This window comes from Blastocatellia bacterium, from assembly GCA_035275065.1.
Lineage (GTDB): Bacteria > Acidobacteriota > Blastocatellia > UBA7656 > UBA7656 > DATENM01.
This window is the reverse complement of record DATENM010000050.1, coordinates 1-22569: the sequence shown is the minus strand read 5'-3', so window position 1 is coordinate 22569 and position 22569 is coordinate 1. Positions and strand designations below refer to the sequence as shown.

General features: G+C 57.8%; 20 protein-coding genes. 2 read left to right on the top strand and 18 right to left on the bottom strand.

The annotated features are described in order from the left end of the window. Window positions 1-67: 67 nt before the first annotated feature. Together VJ464_11255 and VJ464_11250 are read right to left on the bottom strand one after the other, a co-directional pair. On the bottom strand, window positions 68-1627 hold the full coding sequence (locus VJ464_11255) for a putative porin (GenBank protein HKQ05702.1): 1560 nt from the start codon (window positions 1625-1627) through the stop codon (window positions 68-70). 220 nt (window positions 1628-1847) lie between these two features. Next, entirely contained in the window at window positions 1848-2318 is a 471-nt protein-coding gene (locus tag VJ464_11250; protein ID HKQ05701.1) for an ArsI/CadI family heavy metal resistance metalloenzyme, read from the bottom strand. Between the two features lie 127 nt (window positions 2319-2445). Here VJ464_11250 and VJ464_11245 point away from each other — a divergent pair, with 127 nt between their 5' ends. Continuing rightward, entirely contained in the window at window positions 2446-2820 is a 375-nt protein-coding gene (locus VJ464_11245; GenBank protein HKQ05700.1) for a metalloregulator ArsR/SmtB family transcription factor, read from the top strand. 50 nt (window positions 2821-2870) lie between these two features. Here VJ464_11245 and VJ464_11240 read toward each other — a convergent pair whose 3' ends face one another. The 15 genes from VJ464_11240 to VJ464_11170 form a co-directional block, all read right to left on the bottom strand. Then, entirely contained in the window at window positions 2871-3569 is a 699-nt protein-coding gene (locus VJ464_11240) for a DedA family protein (protein ID HKQ05699.1), read from the bottom strand. Between the two features lie 5 nt (window positions 3570-3574). Next, entirely contained in the window at window positions 3575-4747 is a 1173-nt protein-coding gene (locus VJ464_11235) for a permease (protein HKQ05698.1), read from the bottom strand. Between the two features lie 124 nt (window positions 4748-4871). Next, window positions 4872-7067, bottom strand: a complete 2196-nt coding sequence (locus VJ464_11230; protein HKQ05697.1) for a heavy metal translocating P-type ATPase — start codon at window positions 7065-7067, stop codon at window positions 4872-4874. Window positions 7068-7112: 45 nt separating this feature from the next. After that, on the bottom strand, window positions 7113-9296 hold the full coding sequence (locus VJ464_11225; GenBank protein HKQ05696.1) for an ABC transporter ATP-binding protein: 2184 nt from the start codon (window positions 9294-9296) through the stop codon (window positions 7113-7115). A gap of 375 nt (window positions 9297-9671) precedes the next feature. After that, entirely contained in the window at window positions 9672-9881 is a 210-nt protein-coding gene (locus VJ464_11220; GenBank protein HKQ05695.1) for a DUF5132 domain-containing protein, read from the bottom strand. Between the two features lie 205 nt (window positions 9882-10086). Continuing rightward, complete coding sequence (locus VJ464_11215; GenBank protein HKQ05694.1) at window positions 10087-11556, bottom strand: aldehyde dehydrogenase family protein; 1470 nt, start codon at window positions 11554-11556, stop codon at window positions 10087-10089. Between the two features lie 57 nt (window positions 11557-11613). After that, window positions 11614-12735 carry a phosphonopyruvate decarboxylase gene (aepY, locus tag VJ464_11210; protein HKQ05693.1) on the bottom strand — a complete coding sequence of 374 codons (1122 nt, stop codon included), beginning with the start codon at window positions 12733-12735 and terminating at the stop codon, window positions 11614-11616. A 64-nt stretch (window positions 12736-12799) separates the two neighbouring features. After that, complete coding sequence (gene gpmI / locus VJ464_11205; protein HKQ05692.1) at window positions 12800-14329, bottom strand: 2,3-bisphosphoglycerate-independent phosphoglycerate mutase; 1530 nt, start codon at window positions 14327-14329, stop codon at window positions 12800-12802. 11 nt (window positions 14330-14340) lie between these two features. Further along, entirely contained in the window at window positions 14341-15630 is a 1290-nt protein-coding gene (aroA, locus tag VJ464_11200; protein HKQ05691.1) for a 3-phosphoshikimate 1-carboxyvinyltransferase, read from the bottom strand. 94 nt (window positions 15631-15724) lie between these two features. Beyond that, window positions 15725-16840 carry an inorganic phosphate transporter gene (locus VJ464_11195; protein HKQ05690.1) on the bottom strand — a complete coding sequence of 372 codons (1116 nt, stop codon included), beginning with the start codon at window positions 16838-16840 and terminating at the stop codon, window positions 15725-15727. 222 nt (window positions 16841-17062) lie between these two features. Then, window positions 17063-17284, bottom strand: coding sequence for a helix-turn-helix transcriptional regulator (locus VJ464_11190; protein HKQ05689.1), 222 nt, complete (start codon window positions 17282-17284; stop codon window positions 17063-17065). Between the two features lie 821 nt (window positions 17285-18105). Beyond that, window positions 18106-18882 carry a hypothetical protein gene (locus tag VJ464_11185; GenBank protein HKQ05688.1) on the bottom strand — a complete coding sequence of 259 codons (777 nt, stop codon included), beginning with the start codon at window positions 18880-18882 and terminating at the stop codon, window positions 18106-18108. Between the two features lie 30 nt (window positions 18883-18912). Then, entirely contained in the window at window positions 18913-19368 is a 456-nt protein-coding gene (locus tag VJ464_11180) for a GNAT family N-acetyltransferase (protein ID HKQ05687.1), read from the bottom strand. Window positions 19369-19379: 11 nt separating this feature from the next. After that, entirely contained in the window at window positions 19380-19877 is a 498-nt protein-coding gene (locus VJ464_11175; protein HKQ05686.1) for an ArsI/CadI family heavy metal resistance metalloenzyme, read from the bottom strand. Between the two features lie 23 nt (window positions 19878-19900). Further along, window positions 19901-20365, bottom strand: a complete 465-nt coding sequence (locus VJ464_11170) for an ArsI/CadI family heavy metal resistance metalloenzyme (protein ID HKQ05685.1) — start codon at window positions 20363-20365, stop codon at window positions 19901-19903. A 103-nt stretch (window positions 20366-20468) separates the two neighbouring features. Between VJ464_11170 and VJ464_11165 the strand changes: the two genes are divergently transcribed. Next, complete coding sequence (locus VJ464_11165; GenBank protein HKQ05684.1) at window positions 20469-20870, top strand: metalloregulator ArsR/SmtB family transcription factor; 402 nt, start codon at window positions 20469-20471, stop codon at window positions 20868-20870. Here the strand turns inward: VJ464_11165 and VJ464_11160 are convergent, their stop codons facing one another. Then, window positions 20871-21179 carry a hypothetical protein gene (locus VJ464_11160; protein HKQ05683.1) on the bottom strand — a complete coding sequence of 103 codons (309 nt, stop codon included), beginning with the start codon at window positions 21177-21179 and terminating at the stop codon, window positions 20871-20873. Window positions 21180-22569 lie beyond the last annotated feature (1390 nt).

The following is a 22569-nucleotide window of genomic DNA, read 5'->3' as shown; positions in this document are numbered from 1 at the left end:
TTCGAAAGCGCCTCGGCACTAAGTCAAAGCGGAGGGAACTCCAATAGGCTGGAGGGCTCTTATAGCCTTAGAACTTATAGATCACGTCGAACTGCATGCGGTTCAGGTAACGGGCGAACGGCGAGGTCGTCACCACCCTGTTGACGCGCTGCGAGAAGAGCCCCGTCCACTGTACCGTCACCCCGTTGGCGATCTGATAAGCGACCGTCGACATGTGCGCGCGACTGTTCGACGCCAGGATGTCGCTGAAGTTGAACGGCACCAGCACGGCATCCTGCTCGATGCGCGTGAAGGTGTAGCCGAACAGCCAGTCGCCCTTCTCCTTCGTCTGCCCGACCTGCGCGCCGACCCAGTAGCCGTCCTTCTCGTCGCGCACGCGGTCGGTCGCGTTGTGGACAAAATCAACAAGGAAGGTCATGGGGAACCGGCCGCTCGCCGCCCACGTGAAGTTGCCGAGCACGTCTACTAGGTTGAAGCCCGCCAGGAACCCTACCGGCTGGCCTGCCGCGTTGCGGACGAGGCGGTTGGTGGTGCCGAGTGCGCCGTTCTGATTGCCGGTCATGCCAGAGCCGTTGAAGAGGCCGCCGTTGACCTGCGTCGCCAGCGCGCCCAGCGCCGGGACGATCTGGTCGGCGTGGTTCCAGTCGTAATAGCCGACGTTGAAGTTGGCCGAGAACTTCGGCGCGAACTGCCAGTCGGTCTGCGCCTGCCCGCCGTAGAGCACGCCATCCTTGCCACCCGACACTTCATTAAACGGCAACTGGAAAGCGACGAACTTCACCTGTCTGAGCGGCGTCTTCGTTTTGAAGTACACGGCCTCGGACGCGCCCTCGACGCTGATGTCGTCGTCCCAAACCATCTGCGTGCGGCGGAAGGTCGGCTCGAACTTGCCGGCGACCAACTGCACGCCGACGCGGTCTCCCTTCGAGTCATAACGGATGAAAGCGCGTTCGAGCGCGAATGGCTTGCGCTCGTAGAAGTCCGTGAGCGTCTGGTTGCTGCTGATGGGGTCTGTGAAGATGCCTGAGGCAAGCCGCACCCCCCAATCGAAGCGCGAGTTGATCGTGCCGTCGAGCGCCAGCCGCGCGCGCACGCGCAGGCGGTTGCGGTCGGGCGCTTCGGCGAGCGCGTCGAAGCCCTGGTTGCGGAAGGTCTCGGCGCGGAAGCGCAGGTCGCCGCTGAAGCGAAGGCTGCCGAAACGCTTGTAGAGTTCGTCAATGCGCTTCTGCGCTTCGGGGGGCGCGGCCTCGTTCTTGCCAGACGCCGGCGTCTGGCTCGCATCTGTGGGTACGGAGGCGCTGACCGGCGTCGCCACTGCTTCGGTCGGACTGGTCAGGGGTGCGGCCTTCTGCTTTTCGATCTGCTCGCGCAAGGCCTGGATCTCGCATTGCTGCCGCTCGATCACTTCTTCCATCTTCTTCAGCCGGTCCTCAACGCTGACCGCGGCTGGTTTTGATTCCTCTTCCTTGTCGGCGGAATGGCGGGACGCTCTGGTATCGGTGTTCGAACCACCCACGTTCTTGGCAATCTCTTTCGTGTGTTGCTCGGCATTGGCCCTCAGACTGATCGAAAGAGTCATAAAGAGCACAAGACCGTAAGCAACCATCCTGGCTATCTGTTTATTCATGAGAATCTCCTACGGCCCCGAATGCGCAGACAGGCTGTCTCTACGCGAAGACCTCTCCGTCTGACATCGCGTCGACGATTTACACCTTCCTCGGAATGGGATCGCTGTCGAATCGCCTGGGCAGGAGGCCAACTGCGGGCATCCTGATCTGGTGCCACGGTTGAGCGTTGGCCTGAAACAAACTCTATTTAACACGTTCTCACTTACTACCCTGAGATCATCACGAATTGAGCTTAACAGGCGCTACACAGCATGAATGTTGGTTGACAGACGTCGGGGTTCCAGTCTCCGGCAGGTTGTCTTCCAGCACGACAAACACCTCCCACTCATTGCCATCGGGGTCTGTCACCCATGCCTTGTCTTGTATGGCGTAGCAGCAATTTGTCTGCATCTCATCTCGCGTGATGAGACCTTCTCTTACCCAACCCTCCCGCACCGCCAGCACATCGTCTGTGGAGGCGACTTGAATGCCCAGGTGTGACAGCGCCCCCCGCTCACTGAATGACACTTGATTGAGGGTCAGATTCAAAGGCGGGTTCTGCACGTCGAATTTGGCGTAGCCGGCGCGGACTTTGCAAGGCTCGGTGCCTAGCATCTTGCGATAGAATTCTATGCTTTGTTGTACGTCCCTCACGTTAAGCGCCAAATGCGCTTTGAGAGCCTTCACTCTTTCGTTTACATCGACAGCCATATCTCTATTCCCTTTCATGACATCCCTACGTCGAAAAATCGAGCAACCATCTTAAAAACATATCCGCTTTAGCGAATATGTTTGATATAATACTTCTATGGCTAATAGGGCTAGTAAAAATGCTGATATGGCGACGTTGTTTCGGGCACTGGCCGATCGCACGCGCCTGCGCCTGCTTAACCTCATGGGCGATGGCGATATGTGTGTTTGCTTCTTCGTCGAAATATTGGGCATCAGCCAGCCCAACGTATCCCGGCACCTGGCATACTTGCGACAGGCTGGCGTCGTGGTCGCACGGCGCGAGGGCAAATGGATACATTACCGCGTTAAGACCCCCTCTGACCCGCATGCCGCGAAACTGCTCGCCGATGTGGGGGCCTGGTTCGCCGAGGATAAAGAGATGAAGCGCGACCGCAAGCGGCTCGTCAATATTTGTTGTGCCCCGCAGTTGCCGATCCCGTTGCGGGGGGCACCGCGCCCGGCCAGCCTGTCCTTAGCGTAGCGATACGGTTGGACGGCTCGAACCAGGGCGCGAAGGCGTTGTGCCGATAACTATTCAGTCTTCGACGCAGAGTAGGCGGCGCGACGCTTTTGCTTTAAATAAAACCCTAATAAAAGCGCGATGGCGACGGCGATCAGAACGCTCATGGCCTTGCTGTAGGTCACAAGGTAGCCTGCAACGACTCGCCAGTTCTCACCGAATACCATTCCGAGATAAAGCAGCAGCGTATTCCACAAGGCGGCACTAATTGTACTCATCCCGGCTGTAAGAAGCGGGGCCGTCCGCGACATTCCGGCAAAGTAAGGGATGACGGCGCGCGTCCCGGCAAGAAACCGGTTGATCAGGATGACGCCGGGGCCGAATCGTTTGAACCACCCTTCAACCTTGAGGATCGCGGCCTTTGGCAGGAAGCGGCCAAGTCGCCCGTGTAGTATTCGCATTTCGAAAGACCGCCCCAGGTAGTACGCCGTCATGAAGCCTAATGTGCTGCCTATTGTGGCCAACAGTAAGGATGGAAAGAACCCGACCGTGCCGAGCCCGATCAGGGTGCCGCCGAAAACCAACAGCATATCGCCGGGCGATGGAGGGAAAATATTTTCAATGTATTGAACCAGGAACATCATGCCTAGAACACCGAGCGGCGGCAGCCTCTGGAATAGTGAGACTATGTGCTCAATGAATTCCATGTGTTTGACCAGTTTGGGGCGTTGGTACGGCGATGAAAGGTTGGCCGGGAGGTTGATCTCCACAAGGCTCAAAACAGAAAGTTGAAAAGGTATCCGACTAACAGAATGCCCAGCGTGAATACGCATACAAACGTGGCGATCAATCGGAATTTAAGGACCTTGCGTAAGAGGATCAGCTCCGGCAAAGAAAGCCCGATGACCGACATCATGAAAGAAAGAGCGGGCCCCAGGGCTGCGCCCTTTCCCAACAGCGCCTGAACCACGGGAAGAATACCGGCCGCGTTTGAATACATGGGAATGCCGATGAGCACGGCGAGCGGCACAGACCACCAGGCTTTCTTCCCCAATATAGATGCCACAATGTTTTCGGGTATATAACCATTGATGATAGCGCCGATCGCGATCCCGATCAGGATGTAAGGCCACAACTTCCCAACCATGTCACGCGCCGAGTTCAGCCCCATTTGAATGCGCTCCGCCCAGTCCACTTTCGGTTCAGAGACGTCTCCCGTCCTGATCGAAGCAGTGTATGCCCACTCCTGCACGTAGGCCTCCATTCGCAGACGGCCTATAATCCATCCCGCGAGAATGGCGACGAGCATTCCCGTGCCCATATAAAGCGCGGCCACACGCCACCCGAAGAGACCTAGAAGCAGGACTAAAGCAACTTCGTTGACCAGCGGCGCCGAAATCAAGAATGAAAACGTCACGCCGAGCGGAACACCGCTGGTCACAAGGCCGATAAAGAGCGGTACGGCCGAACAAGAACAAAAAGGCGTGAAGGCTCCCAACCCTGAGGCCAAAATATTCCCGAGGATTTCGCGGTTCCCGGCAAGCATGCTTCTCAGTCGCCCCGCGGTCATCAAGGCACGGACCCCTCCGACGCGGGCCCCCATAAAGGAGCGAGCTACCCCCACCCCGAAACTCACCAGCGTAAGCAGCATGAGAACTTTGGGCGCGTCAAAGAGAAAGAATTCGACGGCTAGGCCGGGTCGTGAATCATGCGGCAAGCCGAAAACGGTGTAGGCGACCCAGGCTGACCATGGGCGTAAAAGGAAGTAAATCAGAAACCAGATTGCAATGCCTGCGAGTACTATAAGGAGACCCCTTCGACCCTTCGGCCTCTTCCTCTGCAAGGTGACCAGGCCGCTTGGATAGTGCGTCTCCGGGTTGCAGCAGGATTTCAGCGGTTTGACATTGATAGGAGTGCTTGGCGTCCCTGTCGTTTCCACTTCATTCATAATCAACCGTTCGCAAGACGTTCCTGCGCACAACTAATAGTTTCATCTGCCCATCTGTCAGTCGCACCAGGTTGAGAGATTGAGTTCGGAATCCGTCTGGGTGATCAGGGTGGGCCGGGCCGTGCTAGCCTTGGAGGCTGCCTTGAGGCGAGGTCTCCTTGACCTCGTCAATCGCTTTGTAATAAGGCATCAGTCCGTTCAGGACAGCAACCAGATTCAGCCCGTTATTCAATAACAGGGACGTGCCTATGCCAAACAAACCTGCCAGGGCTCCCGCCATGAGGACGGTGTTGGGAACCAGGGTGATGATGAAGCTGCGCCGAACGTTCTTCCGCAAGTCTTCGGAGATCTGGAAGAGCACGTCAAATTTGCTTAAAGTCCCATCCATAAAAACGACGTCTGCTACATCGGTGGCGATGTCGGCCGCTCCCCGCAGCGAGATCGAACAATCCGCGCGCGACAAAGCAAGCGAATCGTTGATGCCGTCGCCCACCATCGCCACCTTTAGCCCTTGCCGTTGGAGTTCCGCAACGTGCCTCGCCTTGTCTTCCGGCAAGACGCCGGCCATATAATTTGGTATCCCTAACCTGTAGGCAAGCGCCTGCGTGGCGGCTTCGTTGTCGCCCGATATGAGATATATTTTTTCTATGCCTCGCTTCTCGCGCAGCGTCTGAATCATCTCGTATGCTTCAGGCCGCTCGCTGGCCTCCAACTCTATTGAGCCTACAATCTGACCATCCACAGCCACGCAGATGGCTGTTTTGCCGCTGCGATAGACTTCTTCCATGTGGCTTGATAGTTCTGCGGGAATCGGGACCTCTTCCCTTTGCATATACCTGAGGCTGCCGATTTTGACGGTGGCTCCGTTTACTCGCACTTCAACGCCAAAACCGACGCGGTAGCTCGCCTGGTCTACGGCAGGCAAACCAAGGTCCCATTCTGCAGCCTTCCGTAGAATAGCCCTCGCAATAGGGTGAGAGAATCTCTGCTCCGCGCAGGCGGCGTAGGCGAGTATGTCCGCCTCGGTGTGGCCGGGGTCGTAGGAGTTGATCCTACCCACTCTGGGCGTTTCCTGGGTCAACGTGCCGGTCTTATCAAAGATGACAGCGTCGATGTTATTCAGGGATTCCAATATCCCGCCATGTTTAATGATGATCCCATTCCGAGCGGCTAAAGCAATGGATGCCAACATCGCCAGCGGCGCCGCCACCCTGATGCCCGTGCCATAGTCCGCGTTGATAATAGCAATCATGGCGTTAGGCCCCACGACCATCTGCCCGACGGCCCCGATGCCGAGCGTGGGAATGACCATTCGGTCGGCGAACCGCTCGCTCATCAGTTGTATCCGCCCTTTGTGTTCAACCGACTGATGTAAGATCTTCAATATCTTTGCCGCGTTGGTGTGTTCGCCGGTCCTGTTCACCCGGATAACCAGACGCCCGGCGAGGGCAACCGTCATTTCAAATACCTCGTCGCCGGCAGCCTTCTCGACCGCGGAGTACTCCCCCGTGAGCAGGTGCTGATCGACTATCCCCTCGCCGTCTATGACCACGCCATCGGCAGGGATCTGCTCGCCCGCTCTGACGACCACCAAGTCCCCATTCACCAGCGCGCTTATCTCCGTCTCCACCTCTTGCCCGTCAATCAGGCGCCAGGTGTGGCGCTGTTGTTTCCCGAACACGTCGGCGAGAATCTTGCCCGAAAGTTGCGAGGTCGATTCGAGCAATGCGTTCGCCAGGTCGAGGAGCCACACCATGACGGCGGCTGCAAAATATCTTTTGTAGGAGAAGAGCAGCGCGATAACGATGGCGTCCAGAATATCTACTTTGACCTTCCTGGAAATGAAAATTGCGCCGAGGGCGCTCAGTAAGATACGCGACGAGGTCAGGGCGGTCGCCGGAATGGCAATGACCGCCAGGCCGGGGTAGACAAGCGCCGCCCCCGCGAGCATCAAACTGATGCTCGAAAGCGCCAACTGTCGCCTCGACCTCAGGGCCGGCGAGCTTGACGCCCTGGATGGGTCCGAGATCGCTTCGCTCTCGGCGGCTTGAATCATCGCCGTGAGGATGCGCAGCAACTCATCGCGGTCTAAGTATCGAGTGTCGTATTTCACCAGGATCTTTGCGGTGAAAATGCTGACGGAATAGCCGAGAACCCCCTCCAGATTGAGCGTCTTGAGCTCGAGCCTCTCGGCGACCGCCCGATTCTTGCTGAGCAGTGGGTGATAAACCCGAATGCGGCCCGGTATATCACTTAGAATGCGCCACTGCGAGCGGAGGCCGCTCAGTCCATTTTGGCTGGTTACCTTATCATCTCCCAATTGCTTGATCTCCCCGATTGCTTGCTGAGAAATAGCGAAGTTCGTCTATGGCTGGGAGTCGGCCCCGCCAGTCTGGACCCGCCAAAGCGCCGCATAAAAGCCATCCTCACTCAACAAGTCCTCGTGGCCACCGGCCTGAACAATCTGGCCGCCCTCCCCTAAAACATAGATGCAGTGTGCATGGCGCACGGTGGAGAGCCGATGGGCAATGATGATCATCGTCCGGTTGACCGAAATGCGCTGGAGCGAGCGTTGGATGGCGGCTTCCGTTTCATTGTCAACCGACGAGGTCGCCTCGTCGAGAATGAGTATCGGAGGGCTCTTGAGAATCGCCCGGGCGATGCAAAGCCGTTGCCGCTGGCCGCCCGAAAGTTTCACGCCGCGCTCTCCGATGAGCGTATCGTACTTCTGCGGCAGCTCCTCAATGAACTGATGTGCTTCGGCCAGGCGCGCCGCTTCGACGATCTCGTAAGGCTCTGCGTCGAAGCTCCCGTAGGCGATATTCTCGCGGACCGTTCCGTCGAATAAGAATACGTCCTGGCTCACCAGACCTATAGCGGCCCGCAGGTCGCCCACCCGAATGCTGCGGATATCAAGGCCATCGATCAGGATTCGCCCCGAATCAACCTCGTAAAAACGCAGTAGCAATTTGGCAAGGGTCGTTTTGCCCGCGCCGGTCGAGCCGACGATGGCGGTGGTCTTTCCGGCGGGCAGGTAAAGGGAAAAATCTCTCAGGACCTCGACTTCTCCGCCGTAAGTAAAACTGACCGATTGAAAGGTGATCTCCCCCTGGACCTCCGTCACCGGCAGAGGCTGACCGCTGCCGTTTGCGCCCGACGGCAGCTCGAGCAGGTCGAACACCTTGTCAACTGCCGACATGGATCGGTGATAGAGGTTGACCGTCTCTCCGAAGAAGCCGAACGGGAATAGAAATCGGGGGATGAGAAACAGCAGCAGGGCGTAGGTTCCCGCCGACAGGCCGCCGGAGATCACTAGCGATCCGCCGGCGATGAGGACGGCGGTGTACCCGGTCAAGACCGGGAAGCGAATCAAAGGGCCGAAGAGCGAGTAAATGGTATTAGCCTTCCGGTTGCTCTCGACGTAATCCTGACTCAATCGCCGGATCCGCTCGGTCTCGTACGCCTCGGCGGTAAAGCTCTTGATCGTCGGGAGTCCGCTGATGTTGTTCACGAGTTGGCCGTTGAGTAACGTGCTGCGTTCAACCGCCTCCGCGTAAACCGGCCCGATGCGTTTTTGGTAGTAGAAAGTGGCCCAAAGCAGAATCGGTATGGGAAGCAGGGCGATCCAGCCGACGCTCGGCGCTATGAATAAGAAGATGAAGGTGATGGCGAGTACGTTGGTCCCCATTTCGAGGATTGAGTTCACGCCGTCGTTCAGGAACAGCTCCAGCTGATTGATGTTGTCGTTCAACATGGCCGCGAGCATCCCCGTGCTTTCATCGTCGAGGCGGGACATCTCAAGCGTTTGGAGGTGTGTGTAGGCGTCGAGGCGTAGCTCATGCTGTACCGCCTGGGCGAGGTTTCGCCAAAGCAGCTTGTAGCTGAACTCGAGAATCGATTCGAGCGAGAAGGCCACTACCGCAAAGCCTCCGATGAACCAGACCTGCGATTGCAGGCTGGATAGGCCGAGGGCAAAGAGCAGAGGGCTGCCCCCCTGAGCCGCCGCATCCAAAGCAAGCCCGATGATGATGGGCGGGGAAAGGTCGACGACCTTCTTCAGGACTGACGCGCCGATTGCAAGGTATACCTGAAGCCTGTGCGGCTGAAGGTAACGCCAGAGGCGAATCGCGGGATAGTTACGCGCGGCGTTGGCCCATGAACTGAAGGCAGGGACGAGCGCGCCGCCCCGCGGCCATAATTTGAGACCGACGACCCCCACAGTCAGAACGGCAGCCCCAATCAAGACGGGCGCGGACGTGAGCGAAATCCCCGGCAGCAGGCTCGATAACAGGAAGCTGCCGCCTGCGACAGCTAAAAACTTTATGAGCTTGGATAGTTTTGTCCCCGCCCGCCTGGTTCTATCCTTCGGGCCCGTGGACGACTTCAGACCCGATAGTGCGAAATCCAACACCTCGCGGACCAGTCGCTCTATCTGAGTCGAGCTGATGCCGATGTCGTAACGGACCAAAAGCCGACCAGTAACGGGGTTGGCTTTGGCAAGAGTGATCTCCGGCCGCTGCCTGAGCAACTCTTCAGTGAGTGAGCCCAATCGAGGCCGCCCGACTAGAGTGTCTATCTCCCAGCGTCCCCTTCCTGGTATTGCAGATCTTAGCTGTATGCCATTGTTGACAGATGCATCCATTCTATTCCACCGCCCGTCAGTGTTCGTTCAGAAGTTCATCGGTCTGAAGGCAAGGAAGCCGATGTCGAGGCAAACTTCTACTCTGCCGACCAAGACCATAGAGGCTGACTATTTCTCTGCCTCTATGGTTTGGGGGCAGTGAGCTGAGCCCGCCTTACCGCGCCACGGCTCGTCGCCATCAAATGATCGTTGTGGGGTGCCGGTCGCCGGTGAAAAAGGAGACCATCCTCTTTCACCGGCAGTCGGCTTTGAGATCACAACGGAGGTCTCTCGTAACGAGACTCAGTTAATTTTGGCGGGATGGGATGGCTTCGGATGCGCCTCGGCTGCGGCCTCAGCCGCGAGGTCCTCGATACTCTCGCGCGCTTCGGCTGCGGCTTTGACCGCCGTGTCGGCGACGATGATCCCGTACTTAATTACTTCCCGCAGAATCGGCTTGAGAAATGGTGCTATCACGATGCCACCAATGAAAGCCAGAGTTGTTTGCAGCATGTTCAATTTCCTCCAGTTAATCAGATTTTACGTTCTCGGATTCGGGTTTCTGCCGAACCCGACCAGCGCATGCGGGCGATGGCGCGAAGCGACTTCGGCTCATGCCGCGATGCGTATCATTCAAGCGAGCCACGTGTAGTGCCTGGGAAATGTCTCGAAATCTATGGGCTGGATTCGCAAAGAGGCGAGGCCGTCCCAGTCGTCGCTAGCCGGCGTGATTGATGTAGACGACTTTAGACTCTGTATAAAAGCTCATCACCTCGTCGCCGATTTCACGGCCTCCGAAGCCGCTTTCCTTGATGCCGCCGAACGGCACATGCGAATACCCTCCGACCCCGGGCCGGTTGACATGAAGGGTACCTGCCTGAACGGCGTCGCAAGATCGGAAGATACGCGAGACATCGCGCGTGAAGATTGACGCCGCCAGCCCGTAGCGCGTGGAGTTGGCAACGTTGATCGCCTCCTCGAAATCGCGAACGCGGATCACGGATAAGACCGGCCCGAAAACCTCTTCGCGGGCGACTTCCATTTGTCGCGTCGCTTCCAACACGGTGGGCTGAAAGAATAAGCCCTGCCCATAACCCATACCCGTTAAGACATTGCCGCCCGTGCAGACCTTCGCGCCTTCTGCCTGGCCCACGCCGATGTAATGGGTGACCCGCTTGATGGCACGCCCGTCGACCAGCGGGCCCATTTCGACTCCCGGTTCACTGCCGGCACCGATGCGAATAGAAGCTGCGCGCTTATGAATACGCTCCAGGAAATCGTCGTAAACTTCCTGAGCCACGATTGCCCGACTGGTCGCGCTGCACCGCTGCCCGGAGGAGCCGAACGCGGCCATCATCACTCCGTCAACCGCTTGATCGAGGTCTGCGTCTTCAAGAACTAGCTGCGGGTTCTTGCCACCCAGTTCGAGTTGCAGCTTGGCAAGTCGTTCAGAGGCGGCGCGCGCAATCCGTTTTCCCACGCCGGTCGAGCCGGTGAAGGAGATGCCCTGTACCAGTTCGTTGGAAACCAGTTCGCTGCCAGGCTCGCTGTCGCCATGGATTAGATTCACGACGCCGGCGGGCAGCCCGACCTCTTCAAGCCCCCGGACTAACGCGGTCGCCGTCAGCGGGGTCAGCGGCGACGGCTTGAGTACGGCGGTGTTTCCGGCGATGAGCGCCGGCGCAAGCTTCCAGACGGGAATGGCGACCGGAAAGTTCCATGGGCTGATGAGGCCGACTACACCCAGAGGCTGTGCGTTCGAAAAACAGAAGACGTTTTGCTCTTCGGCGGCAAATACCTTGCCGCCGAGCCGGCGTCCCATGCCGGCAGTAAACTCTAGGATGTCTATTGAGCGGTTAACTTCGCCCAGTGATTCCGCGAGGATCTTTCCCTCTTCGCGCGTGAGCAGTTCGGCAATCTGCTGCCTCCGCCCATCTATCCACGTGAGCCAGTCAAAGAGCAGCCGTCCTCGGCGCGACGGACTGCACTTGCCCCATTGCTCAGCAGCCCGGGCCGCAGCCTGCGCGGCGCGCACGGCGTCCTGGCGTGTAGAGTCGGGGGCGCGTGCGACCAACACTGACTGGTCAGCCGGGTCGTATCGCTCAACCCATTTGACGGACCCGGACGGCTCCCACTTGCCCGCGATGAAATTAAAGACGGTTTGACCTATCTCAGGAATCCCACTCATACGAATCGATCATTTTCTCTGTGGCCGAACCCTATGGATTTGAACCGGGACATTGCTTTACTGCTGCGCGCTGTCTAACAGGAACTCGCGAAAAGTTCGGGCAGACTGGTCTGGTGCGTGCTTGGTCGTGATGCGCGGCATGTCGGCGCTCTCTTCCCGGTTGACCTTCACCAGGATGAAGGTTGGCCCGGTTACGCGTAGAGCCTCCCCAACTGCCGACCTTAACTCATCCGCGGTTTCACACCGATAGGTCTGGCGATAGCTACATGCCTTAGCGACGAGATCAAGGGCTGTTGTCACCGACGTGGTTGCCTGGTTGCCGGTAGAGCCATGCGCTTCATTATCCAGCACAATGTCTACTAGATTTGGCGGGGCGTAGTAACCAACGGTCGAGAAGGAGCCCATGTGCATCAGCGCGGCACCATCGCCATCCAGAACGACAACGCGACGTTCCGGGCGATTTAACGCGACACCCAGGGCGATGGCTCGCGCGTACCCCATTGACCCTTGCATATAAAAATTGCCCTGACGGTCCTGGGTGGCGAAAAGCTCGCGCGATATTTTGCCGGTGGTCGAGATGACGGCCTCGCCTCCTGAAAGGAGGCCGGCAATGATTCGAATGGCTTCGTGCCGGGACATACTGTATTGGCGTTCCTGTTCAGGCTCAGTCCGGCTTGCCTTGATACTCCCTTTCGGCACCATGATGACGACGCTGTTCTCATGCCGAGTGACGATCTCATCGGCCTTATCTAACAGCGACGTGAAGCCTGCAAGGTCCCCCGGCATATCAAATCGACGGACGCCGAAGGTCTTCAGAATGTCTCGGACGCCTGCTCCCATGTAAACATGCTGCGGTTCATCGCCAACGCCGTCAGGGTAGGCGCGGGCGCTGACGAACAACAGGGAGGGAATATGGTACGGCAGAGAGAGAGAGGAGAGCGGGTTGATCAGGTTTCCGACCCCAGAGTTTTGGAGCAGGACCACCGATTTACACCTGGACAACCATGCCCCCGCCGCAATCGCTAGGGCCGCCCCCTCATTGGCCGCCATCACATATTTCAAGTGGGGAGAGCGTAGCACCTCGTTGATCGCATGCTTGAAGACGGAACATGGCACAACCGTGTAGAAAGAGTAGCCCCGCTCTAGCAAAGAGTCGCAAAAATCCGTTGCGGTAATCATCAGCTAATCACCTTGGATATACTCCCAAGCTGGGAGACAAAATGGCTCACCGGAGAATGACCCTTCACACCAAACTCTCTCCGGTCATGGCGGTGGGCTTCGGAATGTCTAAAAGTTTAAGGAGCGTCGGGGCGACATCAGCGAAACTTGCGCCTAAACGTAAGGCTCTGTTTTGAGAAGGATGCACCAGCACGAACGGCACAGGGTTGGTCGTGTGACCGACGTGCGGCACTCCCATCGCTTCATTGAACATGACTTCGGCATTCCCATGATCGCCACACAAGGCAGTCCAGTAGCCATATTCATTAGCGGCCTTGATGATCTCGCCCATGCAGGAGTCGACCGTTCGCACCGCCCGCTTGGCGGCTTCCATATCTCCCGTATGGCCTACGGTGTCCGCGTTGACCAGGTTCGCCACGATCAGGTCCTGTTCCTGGCGGGCCAGCGCATTTTTCACCTCGCGGACGATCCCGGCGGCGCTCATTTCCGGCGTACGCCTGTAGTCCGAGTTCTTAGGCCCGGGCACGTGGATGCTCTGCTCAAACTGATGGTCGCGATGTTCCCGCCCGTTGAAGAAGAAAGTCACGTGCGGATATTTTTCGGTTTCCGACACCCGGAGGTTGCGGTTACCGTACTGGTCTAAAACGTCGCCCAGTGTATCCCTGACCTCGAGATGCTCGAACAGGGATGGTAGTGCCGGACTCATGTGGTAATCGGTCATCGTCAGCACGGTAACCGGTGAGTGATAGAACCGTGGAAATTCCGAAAACGGCTCGTCCACGAATGCCCTCAGGATCTGGTGCATACGGTCGCCTCGGAAGTTCACCGAGAACAGCAGGTCTCCATCTTTAACGACCCCAACCGGCTGGCCCGAACCGTCGACAAGGGCGAATGGCGGGATAAGGTCATCGGCGACGGCCTCCTGGTAAGCGGTCTTTATGGCCTCTTCAGCCGTTCTTACCGGCTTCCCGACTCCGAGCGTCATCATCTCGAAGGCGGCTTGTGTTTTCTGCCAGTTCCCATTCTTGTCCATCGCGTAGTTCCGGCCAACAACACTCGCGACCTGGCCCGCTCCTACGGAAAGAAGCATGTCCTGTATGTCAGCAATAAACCTGATCGCCGCGCCGCTCGGGGCGTCACGTCCGTCAGTGAACAGGTGGAGGTATATGCCGGTCAGGCCCATTCTGGAAGCGGCTTCGACGATGGGGCGGAAGTGGTCCAAGTGTGAATGGATGTTGCCATCGGAAGCCAAACCCATGATGTGGACTCTGCCATCACGCTCTTTCGTTTCGTGAAGAGCCTTCGTAAGTAAAGGATGCCGCTGGAGTTCTCCCGCCTCCATAGCCATCTGGACACGGGTGCTCTCGTAATCGATTGTCCGCCCGGCGCCTAGAGTCAGATGGCCCACTTCGGAATTGCCAGGGGTATCTGGCGGCAGCCCGACCGCACGCCCAGACGCATGAAGCAATGTCCAGGGGTATTCCTTGACCAGGCGGTCAAGGGTCGGTGTCCCGGCCTGGCGGATTGCGTTGTGTTCTACTTTCGTAGAATACCCCCACCCATCTAGCACGATGAATAATCCACGTGATCTCATTGGCGCCTCCGTCACCTTAGTGTGTCCAGTACCGACCAGAACGTGGGGAAGGATTTAGCCGTGCAGCCCGGGTCCTCGATGATAACGCCCCGAGTACGCAGCCCGGCGATGGCGAAGCACATCGCGATGCGGTGGTCATTGTACGTCTCGACGGTCGCGCCATGTGGCTGGCCGCCGTAGACGGTCAGGGTGTCTTGAGTGGATTCGGCTCGGATGCCGAGCTTGCGCAACTCAGTTTCCAGGGCTGCTATCCGGTCACACTCTTTAATTCGTAAGTTCGCGATGTTGGTGATGTGGGTGCGGCCCTCTGCGTAGGCCGCCACGACCGCGAGGGTCGGGACAAGGTCCGGCATCCAGTTCATGTCCACATCAACACCGGACAGGTGTCCCCCCTCGACGGCGAAGTAGTCGTCTCCGCGCTCGATCTGACAGCCCATACGCTCTAGTACGTCGACGAATTTGGCGTCGCCCTGAAGCGACCCCGAGTTGATTCCCGGAATGCGAACCTTGCCGCCGAGGATGGCGGCGGCGGCGAGGAAGTAGGACATGTTCGATGCGTCGGGTTCGATCCGATAGCTGCGGGCCTGATACCGCTGCCCATGCCTCACCCTGAAAGAGCGATAGCCATCCCGCTCGACCGTGACCCCGAACTCTTTCATGATGCCCAGCGTCATATCGACATAGGGCTTCGAGCAGAGGTCATCTGTGATTTCGAGCTCAACGTCCTGTTCGGCGTATGGTGCGTTAAGAAGGATGCTGGACGTGAACTGGCTGCTGACGCTGCCCCTGATTTTGGCCTTACCGCCCCCCAGCGAAGGGCCCTCGATTCTGACGGGCGGGCAGCCGGTGCCGCGCACCACGTCTGCCTTGACGCCCAATTGCAACAGAGCGTCTACCAGGTCTTGACAGGGCCGTTCCTGCATCCGTTGATTACCCGTGACCTCGCTCGTGCCGTTGGCGAGGCTGGCGAAGCTAATCAGGAAACGGATTGGCGTGCCGGCGTTCCCTACAAAGACCGGCTCTTTTGCAGCCATCATTTGACCCGGCCCGCGCTCGACCGTCATGCGTTCACTGTCCCGGTCGATAGCAACGCGCGCCCGGCCAAACTGCTGCACACCGCCGGCGATCAACTCCGTGTCTTCGCAAATCAAGGCGTGCTCCAGTACGGTCCTACCTTCGGCCAGCGCCGCGATCAAAACGGCCCGGTTGGTATAGCTCTTCGAGCCTGGGACAGCGACGCTATGATTGAGTGGCGAGTTAAGCGGTTGAATTTCGATTTTCTTCTGGACGGACGAAGTCATTGTTACACCTCAATGGAAACGGTTCCGGGAACCTGCTGGTTAGTGTGTTTCGTGTGTAGCGCTCAGGCAATGGGGGAGCGGCCTCCTTGTAGGGTCAGACCAATGCGCGCACGACGATAAAAGTGATCACGGCAAGCAGGGCACTGCACGGGAGCGTGACAATCCAGGCCAGGAGGAAGCCGCGCACGGTTTCCCATGACACAGCCTTCACCCCACCCTGCCGCAGGCCGACCCCGACGATTGAGCCATTCGTCACATGGGTCGTTGATACTGGCAGCCCGAATCTTGCGGCGATGCCGACGAGCAAACTTGATGTCAGGTTCGCCGCCAGGCCTTCCTCGTCGGCAATCTTGGTGATCTTCTCGGCCATGGTTTTAGTGACTCGGGTGCCATTGAGGTAACTCCCAAGGCACATCGCCAGGGTTAGAAGCCCAAAGAGAAGGGGCCTTGAAATCTCGGACTGGGGAGCCATCGTGAAAAACAGGATGGGTACGGCGGCCAGCTTGGGCGTATCGTTTAAAGCCCGCGAGAAAGCGATCAAGCCGCTTGAGAGCCAGTGCATACGGTCCGCATTGACCTTTGCCACTCTCGGGTAGTAGACGCAGAAGCACTCGTCAGCCGTCTCGCCGATTGCAAAGACTCCTCCCTGAGCGGTCGCCATCGCGGCCATCTCCGCCCGGTTGTTCCCGCGATAGACGACGCAGAGTGCTACCTCACGGGTGGAGTTGAATACCTTCTTAACGGCAGGCGTGATTAAGAACGCCAGCACCAGGCCAATCAAGGGACTGAACAACAATGGGATGAGCACCTTGTCGGTCATTTTTGCCCAGGCAACGCTGTCGCCCCCGTATGCAAAAGTGGCGACGCCGCAAATAGCCCCCACCAGAGCATGGGTTGTCGAGACAGGAAGGCCGAACCGCGCGGCTGCAATTACCCACACGGTCGTGCCCACGGCAATACTCAATGGGAAAAGCGGATCGAGGGCAACGCCTGGCTGAACCCAGAGGCTGAAGGTTTTCAGCATCTCGGTCGCAAAATATAAGGAAGCAATGCCGCCAATCCCCGTCCAGGCAGTGCCCCAAAGAATCCCTTTCCGGTAACTCGTCGTCTGAGAGCCAACCAGCGTCGCGATAGATTTCGAGACGTCGTTGGCGCCATTGGCAAAGCAGAGGGCAAGGGTCATAAAAAAGATCATCACTGTTAAGACCAACGGGTTTTACCTCCTTCCTTTAACTTTTAACTTTTCCGTCGCACACCCTAGAAGAGCATTGAGGGCAAAACGTATGACGTAGGAGCCAGCGCGATCTATTGTCGGATTCAGGGCCGACGTGACTCGACTGCCTTAAAGACACCTCTCCCCGAACTGGTTAAACCCCGCAGGGAAGCTGCGCCGCAGCAGTGAAGATGTCGGGTCAAATCCGCGCCCTAGTTTCTACAGCAGTTTCTTCTCATCACAGGCTAAGAATTCAGACAACCGGGAGAAGCCAAGCGCCAGGGCGATCCTGTCGAGAACGTCGATCGAGACCATCGTTTTGTAGTTCTCAATGTGGTTCAGGTGCTCGTACGAGATTCCGGACCTGTAAGCCAATTCCTCTTGAGTCATCGGCTGCTCCGGGCGCTTCCGGTGAGCACGGATCAGATCGCCAATGGCCATACGAAGCAGTAGAGAGCGATCATCAGGGATCTGAAAGTAAACACTTTTGCTCGACTTCGCTCTTGGTCTCATGAGGGGGGTACAGTATTCTCCAGGGCTTGTTGACCCAATTTTACATATTGATCGCTGAGTCAGCGATTAGAGTGCCGAAAATGAAGAATACCTATCTCCCCAAGTCGTCTAACACAGAGGCGCTTTAAGAGGTGCTTCAGCGAGCAGGACAATGGCCTGTGGCTGCGCCCTACAAGTGTTCGACCCCGACCGGCAGACCAGATCGTTCGTGCTCTGGTTCATCGGCAGCTTACCGCCTGCGCCAGGTAACACCCGCCTTTATAAGCTCCTCGATAATTCTGTCTCCGCTATTAGGATCCGTATTTTCTATAAGCAAAATTAAAAAAAAGATTCTGCTTTCAAAATATACTGAGTATTGTATATAACTAACTACAACTTGAGTATGAACTATGCTTCATGTCTTAGATCCACTGTTTCTGCGGGTTGATTAATGCTTTTTCGGGAGTGTTGATTTAACGGCAGGCGATAATAGGCACAGGAGGGTCTGACATCGAGTGAGTTTACGTCTGAGGCAGCGTGAAGTCGGCGATGGTAAGAATTGGCGACCGACACGATGAACGACTTCCCGCCGATGTGAAAGCGGGTGGAGCGTAGAGGTAATCCGTATGCGGGCATTGTGGATGGTGAGCGGCATCCCCCAAGGGTGAAAGGGATGTGCCAATGCTCCTGGTAACACTCAAGAGCGTGTCGAGCACAAGGCGAAATCCTTTGACGCTTGGTATCTAAGTTAGATACCAAGCGTCAAAGCATCAGGAGCTTTTTTGAGGATGCTCATGTTTCTTCTTCTTTTCAAGCTCCTCTTTGGAGAGAGGCTTCGTCTTGAAATCAAATCGCAGCAACTCCGCCGGCTTGCCGCCGGTGTTGGCGACCAGCTCGCGCCGGTTGGCCGCCACCCATCTCGCCTGCCCCAGGCCGAGCCTGACCTGCGCCGCACTGCCTTTGCCATCACCCCATTTGAACTGCGCCGGCGACAGGGCGATGAGAAGCGCCGGTTCGTTTGCGCCGGCGGCCACCTCGATACGCTTACCCGGCGCGCAGACCAGCCGCGTGATCCTCACCTGGTCGTTCTCGAATTGCACCTTCTGAAAGTTCTCGCCCGCCGGGTACGCTTCGCGGTAGTAGCGCCCCTTCAAACTCTTTTCGCCGAGCGGCTCGGTCTTGAACTCGACTCTAAGAAAATCACTAGGCAGGTCGGACTGGTTCTCCACCTCGTGGTGCTCTTGAATGCCGCGGTAGACCCGGAAGCTGCCCGCCTTGGTCGCCGGTCGGGTGACCGCCCCATAGTCCTTATCAATGTGGTTGAAGACGACCGGCCCGCCGTCGTTCAGGTAGACGTAGGCCGAGGCCGTCAGCGTGTGCTCGTGCGCCGGCAGCTTCTCGTGCGGCGCGTAGTGGACGCGAACCACCCGCACGTACTCGTTCTCGAATTCCAGCTTGTAAGCGTTCGGCAGCGTCTTGAGCGGGTCTTGCGGGAATGCCGCGACCGCCAACAGGCAGACGGATAATACAACGCGAATTATGCGCATCTCAGTGCCTCCGGTTAATGTAGTTGAAGGTTATTGCTTGTTCGGGTCTTGAGTCCGGTAGACCATGCAAACGGCAGACGAACAGCGCGGTAATTTCCACTCCGGCGATTCCGCCAGCCTCTCGTCGTACACCGTGCGCGGGACTTCGTCGAATCCGAACCGCCGAGCAAAGAAGTCACGCGCCGTTGCCGTCAACAGCACCACCTCATCGAGGCCGGACTTCGCGGTATCCTGAAGCAGCGCCGCAGTGAGCTTCGAGCCTAGTCCGCTGTGCTGGCAATCGGGCGCGACCGCAACCGAGCGCAGCAGGCCCAGCCGAGGGTAACGCTCTAAGCCCGCGCACCCGACAAGCCGATTGCCCTCGCGGGCCACGAGAAAGCCGCCCAGATGCTCCGCGACGCCTTCCTGCGGCAGTTCTACCGTGACGAGCAAATCTAAGATTTCGGGCAGGTCGGCGCGCGACGCCTTTGAGATCGTGATGCTCATGGTATCTTTGCTCAAGCCAGCGGGGGCGTCTCCGCTACGGTCGGGCAGCAGGCGGCCGCCGGGCAAGCTGGCTCTGCCGACTGCACCGAGCTATCCACGTTGCTGTACATCAGATTGTCCTGGTGGACGACGAAGACTTCCCAGTTGTTGCCGTCCGGGTCTTGCACCCATGACTTGTCTTGCAGCGCGTAACCGCAGACGGTTTGCATCTCCTCGCGGGTGGTGAGGCCGGCGGCCTGCCAGCGGTCGCGCATCGCCAGCACGTCTGCGGTCGAGGCGACCTGAATGCCGAGGTGGTAGAGCGCCCCCTTGTCGGTGAACGGTCGCCCGTTCAGCGTCAGATTCAGGGGCGGGTTCTGCAGGTTAAACTTGCCATAGCCGGGGCGGACTTTGCTCGGCTCGACCCCGAACAGCTTGCGGTAGAAGGCGATGCTTTGCTCCACGTCGCGGACGTTGATGGCGATGTGCGCCTGCAAGGTGTTAATCGGTTGGGCGTCGTGTGTACTCATGGCGTTCCTCTATGCTCTACGCTTTAGCGGCCCAGCGCAACCGTTGGCGCGCAGCAGGTGCTCGTTTCGCATGAAGCGCCGACCTTCTCCGGCAGGCCGTCTTCCAGCACGACGAAGACCTCCCACTCGTTACCGTCCGGGTCGTGTACCCATGCCTTATCCTGCACTGCATAACAGCAGTCGGTCTGCATCTCGTCTCTGGTCAGCAAGTCAGCCGCTGCCCAGTTCTCACGCACCTTGAACACGTCGTCGGTCGAGGATACCTGGATGCCGAGGTGCGACAGCGCCCCGCGCTCGTTGAAGGGCGCCTGATTGAGAGTCAGATTGAGCGGCGGGTTCTGCACGTCGAACTTGGCGTAGCCCGTCCGCACCTTGCTCGGCTCAATACCGAGCATCTTCTTGTAGAATTCAATGCTCTGTGTAACGTCCTTCACATTCAGGGCGAGATGCGCTTTCAGCGCCTGCACCCCGTTTAGTTGATCTGTCATGGTCGTTCTCCCTTCATATTTGCTCAAACGTATATATGCGGATCATAGTTCCGCTCTTCATATATGTCAAGGCATATTTATCAGATCGTGCTAAAATAGCCTTATGACGAGAGCAATCGAGCCGTTCGACATGGAGTTGTTCTTCCGGGCGCTGGCCGACCGGACGCGCCTCAGGCTCATTAACCTGATGGGTGCCGGCGAGGTGTGCGTGTGCTTTCTGGTCGAGATCCTCGGCACCAGCCAACCGAAGATTTCACGCCACCTAGCGTACTTGAAGCGAGCGGAGATCGTGGACGCGCGCCGCGACGGGAGGTGGATGCATTACCGCCTTGTCACCCCGCCCGACGCGAACGCGGCAGAAGTCTTGCGCGGTGTGCGGACTTGGCTGGAAGCCGACAAGCAGATGCAGCAGGACATCAAACGCCTGCGCTCCGTCTGCTGCGCGCCGGTCCTGCCGGTGCAGCTCCAGGGCGCGCCTAGGCCGGTCGGCCTCGCGGCCGTTTGATCACTGCGCCTTGCCGATCTCGCGCGTCATCTGTTCGAGCTTGAGCCGGTAGAGCTTCTCGATCGGCAGCGAACAGAACAGCTCGATGCGGCGCTGGAGCAGGAACGCGGCCTGCTTGAATGCGGCGAAGATCTCTTTGTCGGTGCCCTTGCCTGCCGCCGGGTCAGGGACGCCCCAGTGGGCAACGATGGGCTGGCCGGGCCACACCGGGCACGACTCGCGGGCGTTGTCGCACACTGTGATGACGAAATTGAAAACCGTGTCCTCGAACTCTTCCCAGGACTTGCTGCGCGCGCCGCCCGTGTCCATACTGAAGGCGTAGTCTCCCTTCTTGCATTATTCTGAAAGTCCCCGCCTCGTCTGCCCGATGTGGATCGCCGCACAAGTCTGCAATCCATCAGCGCCTGACGCCGGCTGCCTTGACAATGACTCAACCCGGCGTTTTTGCTATGCTTCGTTGCGAATAAGAAAGAGGGGGCTTCAGATAACCTCACCTGAAGCCCGCCGGCGAGTCCGTAAAACTGAGACTCCCGGCAGAAACGCGGTGGGATCCCATATTTGACGTATTTACGTCGCAAGGCAAGGAGTTTTTCAATCTGCCTATCCCGTCAGGAGGGCTATCCTGATGGGAAGGGTCTCACGCCCGAAGCCGAAGCGGCTGGCGGCGAAGCTGCTCCAGATCCGGAATTCTTTAGGGCTGTCGCAGAATGAGATGCTCCGCAGCCTGGACCTTGCCGACGGGCTTTTCCGCAGCGCTGTCTCAGGGTACGAGCTCGGCACACGCGAGCCCCCACTACCAGTCCTCTTGAAGTATGTCCAACTGGCCGGAGTATGCTTGGATGTAATCGTTAGTGATGAGCTAGACGTACCGGAGAAGCTGCCGTCGTCTCCAAAACACATGGGGGTATGAGCTAGTGCCCGAGGTTCGGCCTCTTACTCCGTTCTCGAATAGCAACCATTCCAAATTGAATCTGCAAATTCACTGTGACGCTGCTCGCGGTATAGGTGACTTCGAGCGTCAGGATGGGATATGATTTCAGAACATCGGCCTGCCATTCGAGTTATTTGCGTATCCCCGACTAGTGGCGGGCCGACTTCTTTCTCATTACACGTTCTCTGATGACGACTTCAATCCGGTATTTGCTGCCGGCGCCTTTACTATTGAAATATTTTGTAGAAATTATTGTTGGACCGCTTGACCTTCCTGAAGGCGTTCATTGTGTGCTACACGAAAGTGAACAGCTGCACGTTCGCTGTCTAACAATCGCACCCATCGGAGGCCGCGCGGTCAGGATTGTCGCGCGGCACGATGCTTGGCTTACTTTGCTTTATCCTTCGCCTCCTGGCGCTGACGTTCCTTCGCTTCTTCCTGACGTTGCCTGACCTCACCGCCCCGTGGTCAAGAATGAGCGCCTGCGGCCTGAACAGAGTAAGCTGATGGAGTAAGTTTGTGCGACTTTCCAACATTTTTCTGCTGCTTCCTGGCAATCGCTTAAACGGGGGCGGTGAGTTCTACAGGGTCTATTCATTCTCTAAAAGAAAGAGGCGTTCCTCTGTAGACTGATTTTACGCAGGGGGTCGAAAGAGGCATAGAATGTTGGTGTTATGGTCAACATCAACCCCTCACTAACCCCTGCACTGGAAGCCTACTTGATCGCGCTGATTTATCGCAACACGCGCTCCAGTTGTTTGTCATTGG

What these genes read in the sequence shown, in the direction of transcription:
- VJ464_11250 (HKQ05701.1), bottom strand. Translation starts at nt 2,318, where the DNA reads ATGGCTGTCGATGTAAACGAAAGAGTGAAGGCTCTCAAAGCGCATTTG.
- VJ464_11160 (HKQ05683.1), bottom strand. Translation starts at nt 21,179, where the DNA reads ATGGACACGGGCGGCGCGCGCAGCAAGTCCTGGGAAGAGTTCGAGGAC.
- VJ464_11185 (HKQ05688.1), bottom strand. Translation starts at nt 18,882, where the DNA reads ATGCGCATAATTCGCGTTGTATTATCCGTCTGCCTGTTGGCGGTCGCG.
- VJ464_11245 (HKQ05700.1), top strand. Translation starts at nt 2,446, where the DNA reads ATGGCGACGTTGTTTCGGGCACTGGCCGATCGCACGCGCCTGCGCCTG.
- VJ464_11175 (HKQ05686.1), bottom strand. Translation starts at nt 19,877, where the DNA reads ATGAGTACACACGACGCCCAACCGATTAACACCTTGCAGGCGCACATC.
- VJ464_11190 (HKQ05689.1), bottom strand. Translation starts at nt 17,284, where the DNA reads ATGGCCATTGGCGATCTGATCCGTGCTCACCGGAAGCGCCCGGAGCAG.
- VJ464_11180 (HKQ05687.1), bottom strand. Translation starts at nt 19,368, where the DNA reads ATGAGCATCACGATCTCAAAGGCGTCGCGCGCCGACCTGCCCGAAATC.
- VJ464_11235 (HKQ05698.1), bottom strand. Translation starts at nt 4,747, where the DNA reads ATGAATGAAGTGGAAACGACAGGGACGCCAAGCACTCCTATCAATGTC.
- VJ464_11165 (HKQ05684.1), top strand. Translation starts at nt 20,469, where the DNA reads ATGACGAGAGCAATCGAGCCGTTCGACATGGAGTTGTTCTTCCGGGCG.
- VJ464_11255 (HKQ05702.1), bottom strand. Translation starts at nt 1,627, where the DNA reads ATGAATAAACAGATAGCCAGGATGGTTGCTTACGGTCTTGTGCTCTTT.
- gpmI (HKQ05692.1), bottom strand. Translation starts at nt 14,329, where the DNA reads ATGAGATCACGTGGATTATTCATCGTGCTAGATGGGTGGGGGTATTCT.
- aroA (HKQ05691.1), bottom strand. Translation starts at nt 15,630, where the DNA reads ATGACTTCGTCCGTCCAGAAGAAAATCGAAATTCAACCGCTTAACTCG.
- VJ464_11220 (HKQ05695.1), bottom strand. Translation starts at nt 9,881, where the DNA reads ATGCTGCAAACAACTCTGGCTTTCATTGGTGGCATCGTGATAGCACCA.
- aepY (HKQ05693.1), bottom strand. Translation starts at nt 12,735, where the DNA reads ATGATTACCGCAACGGATTTTTGCGACTCTTTGCTAGAGCGGGGCTAC.
- VJ464_11170 (HKQ05685.1), bottom strand. Translation starts at nt 20,365, where the DNA reads ATGACAGATCAACTAAACGGGGTGCAGGCGCTGAAAGCGCATCTCGCC.
- VJ464_11215 (HKQ05694.1), bottom strand. Translation starts at nt 11,556, where the DNA reads ATGAGTGGGATTCCTGAGATAGGTCAAACCGTCTTTAATTTCATCGCG.